The sequence below is a fragment of the Micromonospora sp. WMMC241 genome, from assembly GCF_027460165.1.
GTDB lineage: Bacteria > Actinomycetota > Actinomycetes > Mycobacteriales > Micromonosporaceae > Micromonospora > Micromonospora humi.
In genome coordinates this window covers 5979621-5996455 of the sequence record NZ_JAPZBF010000001.1, presented here as the reverse complement: position 1 = coordinate 5996455, position 16835 = coordinate 5979621, and the positions used below count along the sequence as shown (strand labels likewise).

Genomic DNA, 16835 nt, shown 5'->3' with positions numbered 1-16835 from the left:
ATGACGCAGCTCCAGGCGCCACCCGGTCGTACGGCCACCGCCCCCGCCGCGACGCCGGCGGACCGGCCGGTCACCCCGGCCGACAAGCGGCGGCGGGGCCGGCTCGGCCCGGTCGTCGTCGGTCAGCTCGTCGTGGTCGAGTGCGCGGCGCTCGCCGTCTGGTTCGCCACCGCCGGCCCGGTCTGGCTGCTCGCCACCGTCGCGGGGCTGGCGCTGCTGGCCGTGGTGGCCGCGTTCGCCCGGCGGGGCGGCCGCTGGTGGTACGAGGACCTGATGCTCCGCCGCCGGCTGCGCCGCCGCCGCGAGCGGGCCCGGGGCGCGCTGCCCGGCGGCGACCCCCGGCTGGCCGCGCTCGCCCCCGAGCTGACCGTGGTGGAGCTGACCGAACGCGGCACCCGGCTCGGCATCGGTCAGGACGACCGGGGCTGGTTCGCCGCGGTGGCGCTGACCGGCCGGCCCGGCGCGCCCGCCGGGCCGATCGAGGCGGCGACCGTGGACCGGGCCCTCGCGGTGCTCGCCGACTTCGCCGGCCCGGTCACCCAGACCCAGGTCGTCTCGCACACCCTGGTCTGGTATCCCGCGCCGGGCGCACCGCCCGCGGCGCACCGGACGGTGTGGGTGGCGCTGCGCCTGTCGGTGAGCGACGCCCGGTCCGAGACGGTGAGTCGCGGCGGCGGGCTGCACGGCGTGCACCGGACGGTGGCGGCCGGGGTGGGCCGGCTCGGCAAGGCGCTCAACGCCGCCGGGCTCGGCCACCGGGTGCTCGGCCGCGACGAGCTGCACGCGGCGGTGGTCTCCGGCGCCGGGCTCGACCTGGCCCCGGAGTCCCCGGTCGAGTCCTGGACCAGCCTGCGCGGGGGCGGCTGGACCCAGCGGTGCCTGGCGCTGCGGGTCCGTCCCAACGGCTCGCTGGGTGCGCTGGTGGACGCCGTCACCTCGACCTCCGCGCCCTCGCACACGGTCGCCGCCGTGGTGCTCCCCGGCGGCCGGCGGGTCCCGCCGCTGCTGCGGGTCGCGGCCATGGACGGGCACGCCGAGGCGCTGGTGAAGGTGGTCCGCGAGATGGCCCGGCGGGTCGGGGTGCCGGCCCGCCCGCTGGACGGCCAGCACGGCCCCGGCGTCTACGCCACCGCGCCGGTCGGCACCGCGATGGGCACCGTCACGGTCGAAGGTTGACGATCCAGCCGTACATGCCGCAGACCCAGACGGCGAGCGGCACCAGCGCGATGATCAGCAGGATCTCGACGATGTCCAGGGTGCGGCCCCAGACCGGGGAGATCCGCTTGCCGGCCACGGTCAGCCCGTAGACCAGGCTGATCACCGCCAGCACGGCCAGGCCGCCGAGGATCAGCCCCAGCCGGACCGCCAGCGACCCGGCGTCGAAGACCGCCGCGGCGGCCAGCCCGAGGCCGAGGCTGCCGGCGAGCAGCACCGGGACACGCTGGCCCCGGCCGAGGAACGGGCGGGCCCGCAGCAGCGACAGCAGTGCCAGCACCAGGCAGAGCAGGATCGCCGGCAGCCGGCCGTCGGCGGCGAGCACCACCTCGCCGCCGAGCACCAGCAGCGAGACGGTCCACAGCAGACCGGTCAGGAACGCGTCGGCGCGCTCGCTGTTGCGCAGCACCGACGGCCCGTCCACCGACTCGGTGTCGGTCTTCAGGTCCTCCGGGCCGGTCGGGATCGACGGTACCGGCAGCCGGGCGAGCCGGTAGGCGAGCATCGGCAGCGCCGGCAACGCGCCGAACGCCACCGCGGACACCACCGCCGCCGACGCGGCCGCGTCGATGCCGAACGCCAGGCTGAGCACCGCGCCGAGACCGACCGCCGCGCCCACGCCGACGGCGCCGAGGAACAGCGGCAGCCGGTCCCCGACGGCGAGCGCGGCGATCGCGGCGAAGAGCACCACCGCGGTGCCGGCGAGCAGCACGTGCGGGCTGGCCAGCTCGCCGAGCGGCCGGTCCCCGGCGAGCACCAGCAGGCCGCCGACCGCCGCGTAGCCCACCCCGACCAGGGCCAGCACCGCGCCGGTGCGGCTGTCGCCGGCCGCCCGGGACAGCACCGCGGCGCCGACCAGCAGGGCGATCGCGACCACCAGGGCGGCCACCGCGCCGGGCAGGTGCGGCGGCCCGGCGAACAGCGCTGCGACCGCGCCGGCGGCCAGCGCCGACGCGGCGAGAAGCACCGCGTACGCCCGGGTGGTGCCCACCTGCCAGGCTCCGGGCCGCTGGGTGGTGGAGGTGGCGACGGCGTCCACCACGTCGTCGAAGACGATCTCGGGTGCGGTGGCGGCCCGGGGGTTGAAGTAGAGCACCTCGCCGTCGCGGACGCCGAGCTGCGCGGCGGTGCGCCCGCCGTCGAGCGGCTGCCCGCCGAGCCGGGACAGGCTCCAGCCGCCGTGCCGCACGCCCTCGTCGGCGAGATCCTCGCCGGCGTAGCGCAGCAGCGTGGGCAGCAGGTCGGCCAGCGGCACGTCGGACGGCAACGCCAGATCCATCCTGGTGCGCGGCGCCACGATGGTGATCCGGCTCAGCCCGCCGGTCGCCGTCTTCGTCGCCACAGTGGCCTCCTCGCGCTCGCCTACGATCCACCCGGCCGTCGACGTCGCCCCCACGGGTCCACGACGCCTCCGGGAGATTACCTACGATGGCGGTCGCACAGGTTGCCCACCCGACGCTCGCCGGCGGTGGCAGCCCTTCTGGGGGAGGGGAGAGCCGTGAGTACGGTGGTGTTCCGCCGACTTCCGCGTCAACCGGGGCCGGCGCTGCCACGCGGCGAGGTGCTGCTGGAGTCCCCGCCCGAGCTGCCGGAGCCGCAGGCCAAGGGCATGGGTCAGGTGTTGATGATCCTGCCGATGCTCTGCGGCGTCGGCGCGATGGCCTTCCTCTACGCCGGTCGTGGCGGCGGCATGATGACCTATGTGGCCGGTGGCCTGTTCGGCGTGTCGATGCTGGGCATGGCGCTCGGCACGCTCGGCAACGGCGGCAACGACAAGGCCGAGTTGAACGCCCAGCGCCGCGACTACATGCGCTACCTGGCGCAGATGCGCAAGCGCACCCGGCGGGCGGCCGAGCAGCAGCGCGCGGCGATGACCTGGCGGCACCCGGAGCCGGACGCGCTCTGGTCGATCGCCGCCTCGCGCCGGCTGTGGGAGCGGCGGATCACCGAGGACGACTTCGGCGAGGTGCGGATCGCGCTCGGCCCGCAGCGGCTGGCGGTGGAGATCGTGCCGCCGGAGACCAAGCCGGTGGAGGACCTGGAGCCGATGAGCGCGATCGCGCTGCGCCGGTTCGTCCGCGCCCACTCCAGCGTGCCGGACCTGCCCACCGCGCTGTCGCTGCGCGCGTTCAGCCGGATCGCGCTGCGCGGTGACCGGGAGGCGGTGCTCGACCTGGCCCGGGCCGCGGTGGGCCAGCTGGTCACGTTCCACGCGCCGGAGGACCTGCTGGTGGTCGTGGTGGCCGCGCCGGACCGGCAGCCGGCCTGGGACTGGGTCAAGTGGCTGCCGCACGCCCAGCACCCGGGGCGGACGGACGCGGCCGGCGCGCGCCGGATGGTCTTCGCCGGCCTCAGCGAGGCGGAGTCGGCGCTCGGCAACGAGCTGGGCGGCCGGCCCCGGTTCGCGCCCGAGGCGAAGCCGCTCACCACCGCGGCGCACGTGGTGGTGGTGCTCGACGGCGGCGAGGTCTCGGCGACCTGCGCGCTGACCGGGCCGGGGCTGCTCGGCACGACCGTGGTGGACCTGTCCGGCGCGGTGCCGCGCGACGCCGGCCGCTGGCTGCTCTGCCTGGACGCCGGTGACGGCAGCGGGCTCGACCTGGTGCGGGGCGCCACCTCGTCCCGGCTGGGCCGGCCGGACCGGCTGACCCTGACGGCGGCCGAGGGGCTGGCCCGGCAGATCGCCCCGTTCCGGCTCTCCCAGCAGCAGGGCGCCAGCACCGACGAGCCGCTGGCCCGCAGCATGGAACTGCCCGACCTGCTCGGTGTCGGCGACGCGGCCACCGTGGACACCCGGCAGACGTGGCGTCCGCGCAGCCAGCGTGACCGGCTGCGGATCCCGCTCGGCCTGGGGCCGGACGGCAACGTGGTCGAGCTGGACTTCAAGGAGTCCGCGCACGAGGGCATGGGCCCGCACGGCCTGGTCATCGGCGCCACCGGTTCCGGCAAGAGCGAGCTGCTGCGGACGGTGGTCGGCGCGCTGGCCGTGACGCACTCCTCGGAGGAACTCAACTTCGTCCTGGTCGACTTCAAGGGCGGCGCCACCTTCGCCTCGCTGGACGCGCTGCCGCACACCAGCGCGGTGATCACCAACCTGTCCGACGAGCTGCCGCTGGTCGACCGGATGCGCGACGCGCTGGCCGGCGAGATGAACCGCCGGCAGGAGGTGCTGCGGGCGGCCGGCAACTACGTCTCCCGCTACGACTACGAGAAGGCGCGGGCGGCCGGCGAGCCGCTGGACCCGATGCCCAGCCTGCTCATCATCTGCGACGAGTTCTCCGAGCTGCTGGCCGCCAAGCCGGACTTCATCGACCTGTTCGTGATGATCGGCCGGCTCGGCCGTTCGCTCGGCGTGCACCTGCTGCTCGCCTCCCAACGGCTGGAGGAGGGCAAGCTGCGTGGGCTGGACACCCACCTGTCCTACCGGATCGGCCTGCGTACCTTCTCGGCGGTGGAGAGCCGGATCGTGCTCGGCGTGCCGGACGCGTACGAGCTGCCGAGCGCGCCGGGGCACGGCTACCTGAAGACCGACACGGCCACCATGCTGCGGTTCCGTGCCGCCTACGTCTCCGGCCCGTACCGGGCGCCGGGGCAGGTGCAGCGCTCGACCCGGGCGCAGGTGCAGCGCCGGATCGTGCCGTACGGCATCGACTACGTGCCGGCGCCGGCGCTGCCCACCCCGGCCGAGACCACGCCGGAGCCGGACCAGGCCGGCGACGGCAAGGCGTCGTCCATGCTGGACGTGCTGATCGCGCAGCTCAAGGGCCGTGGCCGGCCCGCGCACCAGGTGTGGCTGCCGCCGCTGGCCGAGCCGTCCGGGCTGGCCGAGCTGCTGCCGCCGCTGAGCGTGCACCCGACGTTCGGCCTGACCACCGCCGACTGGCCGGGTCGCGGCCGGCTGGCCGTGCCGGTGGGCATCGTGGACCGGCCGTACGAGCAGCGCCGGGATCCGATGATGGTGGACCTGGCCGGCGCCGGCGGCAACGTGGTGATCGTGGGCGCCTCGCTGAGCGGCAAGAGCACCATGCTGCGTTCGATGCTGGCCTCCCTGGCGCTCACCCACACGCCGCGCGAGGTGCAGTTCTTCTGCCTCGACTTCGGCGGTGGCGCGCTGCGCAGCCTGGACGGGTTGCCGCACACCTCAGGGGTGGCCGGCCGACGCGACGTCGAGGCGGTCCGGCGCACGGTCGCCGAGGTGGTCGCCGTGATCGACGAGCGGGAGACCCGGTTCACCCAGCACGGGATCGACTCGGTGGCGAGCTATCGGCGGCGGCGGGCCGCCGGTGAGTTCGCCGACGACCCGTTCGGCGACGTCTTCCTCGTGGTGGACGGCTGGAACACGCTGCGCCAGGAGTACGAGGAGCTGGAGCAGACCATCACCAACCTGGCCAACCGGGGCCTGGGGTTCGGCGTGCACGTGGTGATCACGGCGGTGCGCTGGGCGGAGATCCGGATCAACATGCGGGACCTGCTCGGCACCAAGCTGGAGCTGCGGCTCGGCGACGCGTCCGAGTCGGAGATCGACCGGCGGGCCGCGCAGAACGTGCCGGTCGGCGCGCCCGGACGCGGTCTGACCCGCGACAAGCTGCACTTCCTGACCGCGATCTCGCGGATCGACGGCAAGCGCGACATCGAGGACCTGACCGAGGCGTCGATCGCACTGGCCGGGCACGTGGCGACGAACTGGCCGGGCCGGCCGGCGCCGAAGGTGCGGCTGCTGCCGCGCAAGCTCACGGTCGACGAGCTGGCCCGGGTGGTCGACCGGGCCGCCCCGGGCATCCCGGTCGGGGTGAACGAGTCGGCGCTCGCCCCGGTCTACCTGGACCTGGCGAGCGAGCCGCACCTGACCGTCTTCGGCGACGCCGAGTGCGGCAAGACCAACCTGCTGCGGCTGATCGCCCGGGGGATCGCCGAGCGCTACACGCCGGCCGAGGCGCGGCTGGTCATCGCCGACTACCGGCGCGGGCTGCTGGGCGCGGTCGAGGGCGACCACCTGCTCGACTACGCGCCGTCCAACCAGGTGTTCAGCCAGGGTCTCGGCTCGATCCGCAGCGCCCTGCAGAACCGGCTGCCCGGCCCGGACGTGACCACCGCGCAACTGCGTGACCGCAGCTGGTGGAAGGGGCCGGAGCTCTACATCCTGGTGGACGACTACGACCTGGTCGCCTCCGGCGGCAGCAATCCGCTCAGCGCGCTGCACGAGCTGCTGCCGCAGGCGCGCGACATCGGCCTGCACCTGATCGTGACGCGGCGGGTGGGCGGCGTGGCGCGGGCCCTCTACGAGCCGGTGTTGCAGCGGTTGCGCGAGCTGGACTCGCCGGGCCTGCTGATGTCCGGCAGCCGGGAGGAGGGCGCGGTCTTCGGCAACCTGCGGCCGAGTCCGCAGCCGCCGGGCCGGGGCACGCTGGTCCGGCGGCGCGACGGCCAGCAGCTGATCCAGACGGCGTGGACCGAGCCGGCCTGATCGCGACCGGACACCGTCCAACTCGTACGGTCCGCGCCGGATCGCGTTGGCCTGTCGGAATTCGACGATGGGACGGCAGGGCTGCGCGGGCTGGACGTCGTCCGCTACGGTTCGGATGAAGTGTCCGTCGGTGGGGTGTGTTCGCCTTGCCGCGGGGGAGGGGCGCGGCGGATCCGCCGCCACAACATGACGGAAGGGTGTGAAGCATGGCGTTCGAGGTCAGTGCAGCGACTCTGCACACCGCCGCGAGTGACGTGCGGTCCACGCGCAGCGATGTCGACGGCGAGCTCAAGAAGCTGTGGAACGTGGTCGATGACCTGGCCATGGCCTGGAAGGGTCAGGCCTCCACGGGCTTCCAGAGCCTGATGAATCGCTGGACCGAGGACACCGCCAAGCTGCTGACCGCGATGGACAACATCGCGGACCTGCTTGACAAGTCCGGCACGACTCACCAGGTCAACGACGAAGAGCAGCAGCAGATGCTGGACAAGTTCCACTCTGCGCTCAACCCGTGATCCGCGAAGACAGGCAGAGGAGGAATCGATGAGCATCAAGGTTGACTACGCTGTCCTCGAGAGCAGCAACCAGCAGATGCAGGCCATCTCGCGGACCATCGACGAGAAGCTGGACACGCTGCGGGCCATGCTGACGAAGCTCGAGTGGGAGGGCCAGGACCGGGTCGCCTACCAGCAGCACCAGGCCCAGTGGGACGCCGCCGTGCGGGACATCAACAAGGTCCTCAACGAGATCGGCGGCGCGGTGGGCATCGCCCGCGAGAACTACATGACCACGGAGATGAGCAACTCCAAGGTCTGGGGCAACTGACCCTCGACCGGTCCACCACGGCTCCGCTCCGGCTCGCGCCGGGCGGGGCCGTGGTGCTTTCCGGGGTCGCCTCCCGCCCGTTTCCGGGCGCGGGCGGAGCGTCGGGTCAGGCGTCCCGGGGCACGTCGCGCCGGCCGGGGCGCCAGCCGCGCCGCCGCCCACGCACCAGGATCGGCCGCAGCGTCAGCAGGACGCCGGCCAGCAGCGCGCCGACGACGGCGACCCAGATCGCGACCGTGCGCTGCCGGGCCAGCGGGTCGGCGTGCGGCGCGGGGGCCGGCATCGCGCCCTGCGGCGGGTCGCTCCGCGTGCCCAGCAGCCCGGTCACCGCCCGGTAGGGGTTGACCATCCCGTACCCGACCTGGGCGTTGTGGCCGTCGGGCGGGTTGTCGGCGGTGCGGGTCAGCCGGTAGGCCACCTCTTCCGGGCTGATGTCCGGGTGCGCGGCCCGCACCAGCGCGGCGGCGCCGGAGACGTACGCGGTGGCGAAGCTCGTCCCGCCCTGCGGCTCGGCCCGGTAGCCGGACCCCTGCGGCGCCGGGCCGACGATGTTCAGGCCGGGGCCGGCGATGTCCACGTAGTCCGCGCTGACCGAGCTGCCGACGTGCCCGCCCTGCTCGTCGATGCCGGCGACCGCGATGACCCCCGGGTACGCCGCCGGGTAGGCCGGCCGGTCCTCGCGGTTCTCCTGCCGGTTGCCGGCGGACGCCACCACCACCACGCCCTTGCCGAGCGCGTAGTCGACCGCCGACCTGAGCGTCGGGTCGTCGAGGGTGACCAGGGACAGGTTGATCACGTCGGCGTCGTGGTCGACCGCCCAGCGGATCGCCCGGCCGATCTCGCGCGGCACGTCCGGGTCGAAGTTCTCCTTGTTCTCGGCGAGCACCCGCAGCGGCAGGATCCGGGCCTCCGGCGCGATGCCCGTGTAGGGCGAGCCGCTGCCCTCGCGGCCGGCGATGATGCCCGCCACCATGGTGCCGTGCCCGACCAGGTCGCACTGCCCCTTGAGGTGCACCAGCTGGTTGAAGTCCTCGCCGGGGAGCACCCGGCCGCGCAGCAGCGGGTGGCTCGGCGACACGCCGGAGTCGACGACCGCGACCGTGACGCCCGCTCCCTTGCCGACCCGCCAGGCGGCGGCCGGGTCGAGCCGGCTCAGCGCCCATGGCGCCTCGGTGGGGGCGGGACCGCCGGTGGGCCCGCAGGCCGGCGCCGCCACGGCTGGGGCGGGTGCCGCCAGCGCCGCGCCGAGCAGCGCGGTCACCGCCGTTCCGGAGAGGACGGACCTGATCCGGTGCCCGGTGGGGACGTGCCCCGTCGTCCCGTTCGGCCGCAAGCTGTCGCGCACGCGGTGAGATTACCGTCGCGGCCGCCGGCGCGCGGGCACGGGCGTGCGCCGGGCCGCGGTCACGGCTCGGTGGTGGCGTCCGGGACCGGCTCCACGGCGAAGAGGCCGAGCAACGCGCCCACCTGCTGGTCGGCCTCCGCCGGGTGCCGGAAGCGGCCGCTGGGGTTGATCGTGTATTCGTTGCGACGACCCACCCGGGTGCGGCGCAGGTAGCCGCCGGTCTCCAGGTCGGCGACGATGGCCTGGGCCGCCCGCTCGGTGACGCCCACCTCGTCGGCCACGTCCCGCAGGCGCGCGGTGGGGTTGCGCGCGATGGCCAGCAGCACATGCCCGTGGTTGGTGAGGAAGGTCCAGTTGCGGCGGCTCCCGTCCTCCCCTGGTGTCGTCGCCATGGTGGTCATCGTATGGCTTCCCGGGTCCGCGCTCGGACCCGGCGCGGGCAGGCACCGTGACGTATGAAATCCGTATCACGAAATCTTGACGTGCCTTCGGCCACGTGTGACCGTGGGTCGCGAGGTCGACACGGCTGTCGACCGGCCTGGTCGTTCCGCCCGAGGACGAGGTGAGCAGCGATGACCCCGACCACCCCTGACGAGGCACTCGCCGAACTGCGGGCCGGTAACCACCGGTTCGTCACCGGCGTGCCGCAGCACCCGAACCAGGACGCCGGGCGGCGGGCGGCGGTCGCCGACGGCCAGCACCCGTTCGCGGTGATCGTCGGCTGCTCCGACTCCCGGCTCGCCGCCGAGATCATCTTCGACCGGGGCCTCGGTGACCTCTTCGTGGTGCGGACCGCCGGGCACACCGCCGGCCCCGAGGTGCTCGGCAGCGTCGAGTACGCGGTCACCGTGCTCGGCACGCCGCTCGTGGTGGTGCTCGGCCACGACTCGTGCGGCGCGGTCCAGGCGGCCCGCGAGGCGGTCCGCACCGGCTCCGCCCCGGCCGGGCACCTGGGCGCGGTGGTGGACGCCGTGTCGCCCAGCCTGCTCCGCGCCGCCCGGCAGGGCGTCGAGGATCTCGACGGCATCGTCGACGTCCACATCGCGCAGATCGTGGAGACCCTGCTGGCCCGCTCGACGGTGCTCGCCGAGCGGGTGGCCGGCGGGGCGTGCGCGGTGGTCGGCATGTCGTACCGGCTCAGCGGCGGCGAGGCGCGGACGGTGGCGCAGTCTCCGGCGACGCTGCCCACGCCGGCCGCACCGGCGGACCCGGCGCTCGCCGCCGGCTGAGTCGCATCCTGGACACACGAGGAAGGGGCCGCCCGAGGGCGGCCCCTTCCTCGTGCGCCTGTCGCGTCAGAGCAGCGACATGTGCACGTGGTCGGTGTGGTTGGAGGGTCCGCTGTAGGAACTCCAGCCGGTTGCCGGGAACCAGATCTGCCGGTTCCAGATCACGTAGTAGATGCCCAGCCGGTCCGCGTTGCGGATGAGGAAGGCGGCCACCTCGTTGCCGTACCGGCGGGTGTCGTTGTTGTGCCACGGCGAGAAGCCGCTGTTCTGCAGCGACCAGTCGCAGGCCTTGCCCTTGGGGTGCTCCCACGGCCCGCCCGGACGGTAACAACCCACGAAGCGGTTGAAGCCGGCGCGCTTGACCTCCTTGTACGCGTGCAGCGTGCGCGGCGTGACGCATCCCGAGGTGGTGGGGTCGTTCTCGCTGCACGACTCCGACTTCCACCCGCCGTCGGCGGTGCGGCCGGGGCCGACCTTGGCGACCGGCGAGGTGGCCGAGACCAGGCCGCCGGTGAAACCGAGCCCACCGACAAGCTTCAGCGCCTTCTGCGCCTCGGTCCGCTCGCGGGCCATCGCGTTGGTCTGCTTCTCCTGCTCGCGCACCTCGGCGTCGGCGGCGATCTTGGCCTGTTCGGCGCGGGTCCTGGCCGCGTTGATGGCGGCGAGCCGCTGCGCGTTGTAGAGGTTCAGCTCGTCCAGGGCGCTGGCGCGTTCGACGAACGAGTCGGGCGACCGGCTCTCCAGCAGCATCGCCATCGCGCCCATCCGACCGGTCCGGTAGGACTGCGCGGCGATCTGGTTGACCTGCGGGCTGAGCGCCGCGAGGTCGGCCTCCGCCGCCGCCTTCTCGGCGGTCAGCCGCTTCTGGCGCTCCTGCGACTTGGTGAGCTTCGACTTCGCCTGGAGGTAGGACCGGTTGGCGGAGTCGATCGCCTCGGTGATGAGCGGCGGTTCGTCGTCCTCCGCGTGCCCCGAGGGCTTGGGGGCGGCGGCGTGCGGGGCGGCCGTCGCGGGGGTCGGCCCGACCAGCACGGCGAACGCGGCAAGCACGGCCACCACGGGTGTCGACCAGCGGCGCAGGGGTGCCGTCACAGTGTTCCCTTCCGTCGACCGCCGACCGGGTTAGCTGACGGGTTCGGGACGGAAGTGGCCCCTACCGCTCGCGCGGATTCACCCCATGTACCTGGTTCCCCGGTTCGCCCGGAGGCGATTGGGCGGCGGCACCGCAGGCGCCGGTGCGCGCCTTCGGCGGTGACCGGGGGCGAGGTTACCCGAGATCCCGACCGGGGATCTACGTCCGGAAGCCGACCAATCGCGAGAATTCGACATTGCCCAGCGTGAGCAGCATCGCGTTTGACGTCGGCCGTCACGCTGCGGAGTGTCACCATGCGGCCTCCGTACTCCTCGGCTCGCCGGGCCGCCGCCCGCCGAGCGCCTCCAGCGCCTCGTCCCGCCCCGGCGGCGGCGGGGCCGCCGCGGGTGGCGGGGCGGCGGCGTCCGGTCCGCGCCGCCCGGCGGTGGTGACGACCGCGGCCAGCGCGGTGGTCAGCGGTACGGCGGCGATCAGGCCGAGCGTGGCGACCGCGCTGCGGACGATCTCCTGGGCGAGGAACTCGCTGGTGAGGATCTCGCCCACCGGGCGGGAGTCGGCGACCAGCAGGAGCAGCAGCGGCAGCGAGGCGCCCGCGTAGGCCAGCACGATGGTGTTGACGGTGGACGCGATGTGCGCCCGGCCGACCCGGGTGGCCGCGCGGTAGAGCTGCCGCCGGGACAGCCCCGGGTTGGCGCGCGCCAGCTCGGTGACGGTCGCCGCCTGGGTGACCGTGACGTCGTCCAGCACGCCCAGCGAGCCGATGATGATGCCGGCCAGCAGCAGCCCGTGCAGGTCGACGTCACCCTGGAACATGGACAGTGTGGTGGCGTCCTCGCTGCCGAAGCCGGTCAGGTGCGTGGCGCCGGTGGCCAGCGTGCCGAGCACGCCGGTGACCACCAGGCTGCCGAGCGTGCCGAGCACCGCCACCGAGGTCTGCGCGCTGATCCCGTGCGTCAGGTAGAGCACCACGAACATGATCAGCGCGGCGCCGACGATCGCCACCGGCAGCGGGGAGCGACCGGCGCCGATCCCCGGCAGTACGAAGCCGAGCAGGATGGCGAAGCTGGCCACCAGCCCACCGAGCGCGGCCAGCCCGCGCCAGCGGCCGAACGCGACGATTGCGGCGGCGAAGAGCGCCACCAGCCAGATCAGCGGCGTACCGCGCTGGTGCTCGGCGATGTTGTAGGCCTTGACCGCGGGGTCGGCCGGGTCGGTCAGCTCGACCAGGATCACCTCGTCGCCGACCTCCACCCGGGGCGCTCCGGGCCCCGCCGGGATCGGCGTCTCGACCTGCCGGCCGGCGTCCGGGCCCTGCTCGGCGGCGACGGTGACGGTGCCGCACGGGCCGTCGTCACCCGCCGGCGACTCCGGGGTCGGCGGGCAGGGCTCGGTCACCACCCGGGTCACCGTGCCCTGGTGGCGCGGCACGTTCGCGCCGCCGGCCGGCTCCGGCCCCTGCCGGGGCCAGAGCACCAGAGCCGCGATCACGGTGAGCACGAAGAGCGGCACCACGGTCGCGACGAGGATCCGGCGTACCCGTGGCGACGCGGGGGCGGCGGGGCTGTGGTCGGCGCCCACGGCGTCTCCCAACTGTCGACGGCGACCCGGTCACCGGCCCGGTCGCTCCCCGGCCGGCGCGGACGCGTGCTGACCACGTCCGGTCGTCGCCGGGCCATGGTAGCCAGCCCCATTCGGACACCCCTCGCCTCACCGCCCCCGCGATCTTGCAGTTGGCGCCCCGGCAATGCCGGCAAACCGGGCATCGCGGGGGCCGAAACTGCAAGATCGACGAAAGGGGGGAGGGGGTCAGCCGCGCTTCATGAGGCGGCCCACGGCGGCCATCATCTCGGTGGCCATCTCGTCGGCGCGGCCCTCGGCGGCGCCCTCGTGCATGCAGTGCCGGGCGTGACCGTCGAGCAGGCCCAGGGCGACCTTGTCCAGCGCCGCCTGGATGGCCGAGATCTGGGTCAGCACATCGATGCAGTACCGGTCGTCCTCGACCATCTTCTCGATGCCACGCACCTGGCCCTCGACGCGACGGAGCCGGGCGAGGAGCTGGTCCTTGCTGGCGGTGTAGCCCCGGATCGGGGTGGACGGCGTGGTCATGCGTCGAGGATAGCGTACCCCTCGGGGGTATGGTAACGTTCGGCTTGTACCCCCAGGGGGTATCGGATCGGAGGGCGAGATGGACACCACCTACCAGGTGAACGGCATGACCTGCGGCCACTGCGTCAACGCCGTCAGCACCGAGCTGACCGCGCTGCCGGGCGTCACCGACGTCCAGGTCGACCTGGCCACCGGCCGGGTCACCGTCACCAGCCAGAGCCCGCTGGACGCGGACGCCGTCCGCGCCGCCGTCGACGAGGCCGGTTACGACCTCGCCGAGGCGTGACGGGCCCGGCAATCCGTCAACCGGAGGAGGCACCATGAACACGGCGACGAAGCTGAGCGGCTTCGCCCTCGGCCTCGCGGCGGTGTTCGGCGGGGCGTTCGGGATCGGCCACCTGGCCGGTCCCGCCGCTCCGGCCACCGAGACCAGCCACGACACCACCGACACCGACCACGGGACCACCGACACCGACCACGAGGCCGGCGCCACCGGCCACGGCGACGAGGGATCGGCCGACGCCGCGCACCTGCCCGGCGGGCTGCTCGTCTCCGAGCGCGGCTACACGTTCCAGCCGATCGCCGCCCCCGCCGGTCAGTTCGCGTTCCGGATCACCGGCCCGGACGGCAGGCCGGTCACCCGCTACGAGGTGGCCCACGACAAGCGCATGCACCTGATCGTCGCCCGCCGGGACCTGTCCGGCTTCCGGCACGTGCACCCGGAGCTGGCCGACGACGGCACCTGGCGGGTCGCCTCGCCGCTCGCCGGGCCCGGCGTCTGGCGCGCGTTCGCCGACTTCACCCCCACCGGCGGCGAGGCGCTGACCCTCGGTGTCGACGTCACCGTCCCCGGCACGCTGGCCGCCCGGCCGCTGCCGGCGCCGGCCACCAGCACCACTGTCGACGGCTACACGGTCACGCTCACCGGCACGCCGGAGCCGGGCCGCACCAGCCGGCTCACGCTCTCGGTCAGCCGGGACGGCCGCCCGGTCACCGACCTCCAGCCCTACCTCGGTGCGTACGGGCACCTGGTGGCGCTGCGCCAGGGCGACCTGGCCTACCTGCACGTGCACCCGGAGGGTGAGCCCGGCGACGGGCGGACGCCCGCCGGACCGGCGGTCACGTTCGCGGCCGAGGTGCCCTCGGCCGGGGCGTACCGTCTCTACCTGGACTTCCGGCACGGCGACACGGTGCACACCGCCGAGTTCACCGTCCTGGCCGGCGACCCGAGCGGGGAGGTGCCGCGATGACCACCACAGGAAAGGCGCTGCCGACCGCGCCGAACCTGATCGAACTCAAGATCGGCGGCATGACCTGCGCGTCCTGCGCCGCCCGGATCGAGAAGAAGCTCAACCGGATGGACGGCGTCGAGGCCACGGTGAACTACGCCACCGAGAAGGCCACCGTCCGGTACGCCGACGAGATCGCGCCGGACGACCTGATCGCCACCGTGGAGAAGACCGGCTACTCGGCCGTGGTGCCGCCCCCGCCCGCCCGGGCCGAGGCGACCACGGCCGCCGAGCCGGTGGACGAGCTGCGCGGCGCGCGTACCCGGTTGTGGGTCTCCGCCGTGCTGACCCTGCCGGTGATCGTGTTGGCCATGGTGCCGGCCTGGCAGTTCGACTACTGGCAGTGGGCCTCGCTCACCCTGGCCGCGCCGGTGGTGGTCTGGGGCGGGCTGCCGTTCCACCGGGCCGCGCTGGTCAACCTGCGGCACGGCGCGGCGACCATGGACACCCTGGTCTCGCTGGGCACGCTCGCCGCGTTCGGCTGGTCGCTCTGGGCGCTCTTCCTCGGCGACGCCGGGATGCCGGGGATGACCCACCCGTTCCGGTTCGACATCACCCGGAGCGACGGCGCCGGCAACATCTACCTGGAGGCCGCCGCCGGCGTCACGGTCTTCATCCTGGCCGGGCGATACTTCGAAGCCCGCGCCAAGCACACCGCCGGCTCCGCGCTGCGCGCCCTGCTCGAACTGGGCGCGAAGGACGTGGCGGTGCGGCGCGGCGGGCAGGAGGTGCGGATCCCGGTCGAACAGCTCGCGGTCGGTGACCGGTTCGTGGCGCGGCCGGGCGAGAAGATCGCCACCGACGGCGTGGTCGAGGAGGGCACCTCGGCGGTCGACGCCAGCATGCTCACCGGCGAGTCGGTGCCGGTCGAGGTGGGGCCCGGCGACGCCGTGGTGGGCGCGACCGTCAACGCGGGCGGCCGGCTGGTGGTGCGGGCCACCCGGATCGGCGGGGACACCCAGCTCGCCCAGATGGCACGGCTGGTCGAGGCGGCGCAGACCGGCAAGGCGGCGGTGCAGCGGCTCGCCGACCGGATCTCCGGCGTCTTCGTGCCGATCGTCATCGCCCTGGCCGCCGCCACGCTGGGCTGGTGGCTCGGCACCGGCGCCGGGCCGACCGCCGCGTTCACCGCCGCCGTGGCGGTGCTGATCATCGCCTGCCCGTGCGCCCTGGGCCTGGCGACGCCGACCGCGCTGCTGGTCGGCACCGGGCGCGGCGCGCAACTCGGCGTGCTGATCAAGGGGCCGGAGGTGCTGGAGTCCACCCGCCGGGTCGACACCGTGGTGCTGGACAAGACCGGCACCGTCACCACCGGCCGGATGGCGCTCGCCGAGGTGCTGCCGGCGACCGGCGAGGACGCCGGCGAGTTGCTCCGGCTGGCCGGCGCGCTGGAGGCGGCCTCCGAGCACCCGATCGCCCGGGCGGTCGCCGAGGCGGCGGCCGGGGCCGGGACGCCGCCCGCCGTCGTCGACTTCGCCAACGCGGAGGGCCTGGGCGTGACCGGCACGGTCGACGGCCGGGGCGTGGTGGTCGGGCGCCTCCGGCTGCTGAGGGAGCGCGGTCTCGACGTACCCGACGAGGTCGAGCGGGCCGCGACCGGCGCGGCGGCGGACGGCCGCACGGCGGTCCTGGTCGGCTGGGACGGGCGGGCCCGCGGGGTGCTCGCGGTGGCCGACGCGGTGAAGCCGACCAGCCGGGCGGCGGTCGACCGGCTGCGCGGCCTGGGGCTCACCCCGGTGCTGCTCACCGGCGACAACGCCACCGTGGCCGGCGCGGTGGCCGCCGAGGTGGGCATCGACGAGGTGATCGCGGAGGTGCTGCCGGCGGACAAGGTCGAGGTGGTCGAGCGGCTCCAACGCGCGGGCCGGGTGGTGGCCATGGTCGGTGACGGGGTCAACGACGCCGCCGCGCTGGCGCGGGCCGACCTCGGGCTGGCCATGGGCACCGGCACCGACGTGGCGATAGAGGCCGCCGACCTGACCCTGGTCCGGGGCGACCTGCTGGCCGCGGCGGACGCCATCCGGCTCTCCCGCCGCACCCTGGCGATCATCAAGGGCAACCTGTTCTGGGCGTTCGCCTACAACGTGGCCGCGCTGCCGCTGGCCGCCGCCGGGCTGCTCAACCCGATGCTCGCCGGTGCGGCGATGGCCTTCTCGTCGGTCTTCGTGGTGGCGAACAGCCTCCGGCTGCGGCGGTTTCGCCCGATCGGGTGACGTGGGATTGGGCCGGCGGCCGTCGGGGTAACCAGTTGTCGTCACGCAACCGCTGA

At 74.4% G+C, this 16835-nt stretch carries 14 protein-coding genes and 1 riboswitch; of the genes, 8 read left to right on the top strand and 6 right to left on the bottom strand.

What is annotated here, in order from left to right; genetic code table 11:
- Window positions 1–1176, top strand: coding sequence for a type VII secretion protein EccE (locus tag O7598_RS27130; protein WP_269694063.1), 1176 nt, complete (start codon window positions 1–3; stop codon window positions 1174–1176).
- On the opposite strand, the gene eccD is transcribed toward O7598_RS27130, so the two are convergent.
- Window positions 1160–2557 (bottom strand): type VII secretion integral membrane protein EccD, encoded by a 1398-nt coding sequence (eccD, locus tag O7598_RS27125; protein ID WP_269694062.1) that lies wholly within the window; start codon window positions 2555–2557, stop codon window positions 1160–1162. The genes O7598_RS27130 and eccD overlap by 17 nt on opposite strands.
- 156 nt (window positions 2558–2713) lie before the next feature.
- Between eccD and eccCa the strand changes: the two genes are divergently transcribed.
- The 3 genes from eccCa to O7598_RS27110 all read left to right on the top strand — a co-directional run bounded on the left by eccCa (window position 2714) and on the right by O7598_RS27110 (window position 7504).
- Entirely contained in the window at window positions 2714–6679 is a 3966-nt protein-coding gene (eccCa, locus tag O7598_RS27120) for a type VII secretion protein EccCa (RefSeq protein ID WP_269694061.1), read from the top strand.
- 206 nt (window positions 6680–6885) lie between these two features.
- Entirely contained in the window at window positions 6886–7194 is a 309-nt protein-coding gene (locus O7598_RS27115; protein ID WP_091062557.1) for a WXG100 family type VII secretion target, read from the top strand.
- Window positions 7195–7222: 28 nt separating this feature from the next.
- Complete coding sequence (locus tag O7598_RS27110) at window positions 7223–7504, top strand: WXG100 family type VII secretion target (RefSeq protein ID WP_091062555.1); 282 nt, start codon at window positions 7223–7225, stop codon at window positions 7502–7504.
- A 106-nt stretch (window positions 7505–7610) separates the two neighbouring features.
- Here O7598_RS27110 and mycP read toward each other — a convergent pair whose 3' ends face one another.
- Together mycP and O7598_RS27100 are read right to left on the bottom strand one after the other, a co-directional pair.
- On the bottom strand, window positions 7611–8849 hold the full coding sequence (gene mycP / locus O7598_RS27105; RefSeq protein ID WP_269694060.1) for a type VII secretion-associated serine protease mycosin: 1239 nt from the start codon (window positions 8847–8849) through the stop codon (window positions 7611–7613).
- A 59-nt stretch (window positions 8850–8908) separates the two neighbouring features.
- Entirely contained in the window at window positions 8909–9250 is a 342-nt protein-coding gene (locus O7598_RS27100; protein ID WP_269694059.1) for a helix-turn-helix transcriptional regulator, read from the bottom strand.
- Window positions 9251–9421: 171 nt separating this feature from the next.
- Between O7598_RS27100 and O7598_RS27095 the strand changes: the two genes are divergently transcribed.
- Window positions 9422–10078, top strand: coding sequence for a carbonic anhydrase (locus O7598_RS27095; RefSeq protein ID WP_269694058.1), 657 nt, complete (start codon window positions 9422–9424; stop codon window positions 10076–10078).
- 66 nt (window positions 10079–10144) lie between these two features.
- On the opposite strand, the gene O7598_RS27090 is transcribed toward O7598_RS27095, so the two are convergent.
- From O7598_RS27090 to O7598_RS27080, 3 genes are all read right to left on the bottom strand, one after another.
- Window positions 10145–11170 (bottom strand): coiled-coil domain-containing protein, encoded by a 1026-nt coding sequence (locus O7598_RS27090; RefSeq protein WP_091062546.1) that lies wholly within the window; start codon window positions 11168–11170, stop codon window positions 10145–10147.
- Window positions 11171–11174: 4 nt separating this feature from the next.
- Window positions 11175–11305, bottom strand: a riboswitch (cyclic di-AMP (ydaO/yuaA leader).
- 154 nt (window positions 11306–11459) lie between these two features.
- Window positions 11460–12749: a YibE/F family protein gene (locus tag O7598_RS27085; protein WP_269694057.1), complete on the bottom strand. Its 1290-nt coding sequence runs from the start codon at window positions 12747–12749 to the stop codon at window positions 11460–11462.
- A gap of 228 nt (window positions 12750–12977) precedes the next feature.
- Complete coding sequence (locus O7598_RS27080) at window positions 12978–13277, bottom strand: metal-sensitive transcriptional regulator (RefSeq protein WP_269694056.1); 300 nt, start codon at window positions 13275–13277, stop codon at window positions 12978–12980.
- A gap of 79 nt (window positions 13278–13356) precedes the next feature.
- Between O7598_RS27080 and O7598_RS27075 the strand changes: the two genes are divergently transcribed.
- The 3 genes from O7598_RS27075 to O7598_RS27065 are packed head-to-tail and all read left to right on the top strand — an operon-like array spanning window position 13357 to window position 16779.
- Window positions 13357–13563, top strand: coding sequence for a heavy-metal-associated domain-containing protein (locus tag O7598_RS27075; protein ID WP_269694055.1), 207 nt, complete (start codon window positions 13357–13359; stop codon window positions 13561–13563).
- A 34-nt stretch (window positions 13564–13597) separates the two neighbouring features.
- Window positions 13598–14527, top strand: coding sequence for a hypothetical protein (locus O7598_RS27070; RefSeq protein WP_269694054.1), 930 nt, complete (start codon window positions 13598–13600; stop codon window positions 14525–14527).
- On the top strand, window positions 14524–16779 hold the full coding sequence (locus tag O7598_RS27065; RefSeq protein ID WP_269694053.1) for a heavy metal translocating P-type ATPase: 2256 nt from the start codon (window positions 14524–14526) through the stop codon (window positions 16777–16779). Before O7598_RS27070 ends, O7598_RS27065 begins: the two co-directional genes overlap by 4 nt.
- The last annotated feature ends 56 nt before the right edge of the window (window positions 16780–16835 follow it).

Bases quoted from the DNA above. Each gene is read 5' to 3' on its own strand.
- O7598_RS27130 (WP_269694063.1), top strand. From the start codon at position 1: ATGACGCAGCTCCAGGCGCCACCCGGTCGTACGGCCACCGCCCCCGCC.
- O7598_RS27115 (WP_091062557.1), top strand. From the start codon at position 6,886: ATGGCGTTCGAGGTCAGTGCAGCGACTCTGCACACCGCCGCGAGTGAC.
- O7598_RS27110 (WP_091062555.1), top strand. From the start codon at position 7,223: ATGAGCATCAAGGTTGACTACGCTGTCCTCGAGAGCAGCAACCAGCAG.
- O7598_RS27100 (WP_269694059.1), bottom strand. From the start codon at position 9,250: ATGACCACCATGGCGACGACACCAGGGGAGGACGGGAGCCGCCGCAAC.
- O7598_RS27095 (WP_269694058.1), top strand. From the start codon at position 9,422: ATGACCCCGACCACCCCTGACGAGGCACTCGCCGAACTGCGGGCCGGT.
- O7598_RS27080 (WP_269694056.1), bottom strand. From the start codon at position 13,277: ATGACCACGCCGTCCACCCCGATCCGGGGCTACACCGCCAGCAAGGAC.
- O7598_RS27075 (WP_269694055.1), top strand. From the start codon at position 13,357: ATGGACACCACCTACCAGGTGAACGGCATGACCTGCGGCCACTGCGTC.
- O7598_RS27070 (WP_269694054.1), top strand. From the start codon at position 13,598: ATGAACACGGCGACGAAGCTGAGCGGCTTCGCCCTCGGCCTCGCGGCG.
- O7598_RS27065 (WP_269694053.1), top strand. From the start codon at position 14,524: ATGACCACCACAGGAAAGGCGCTGCCGACCGCGCCGAACCTGATCGAA.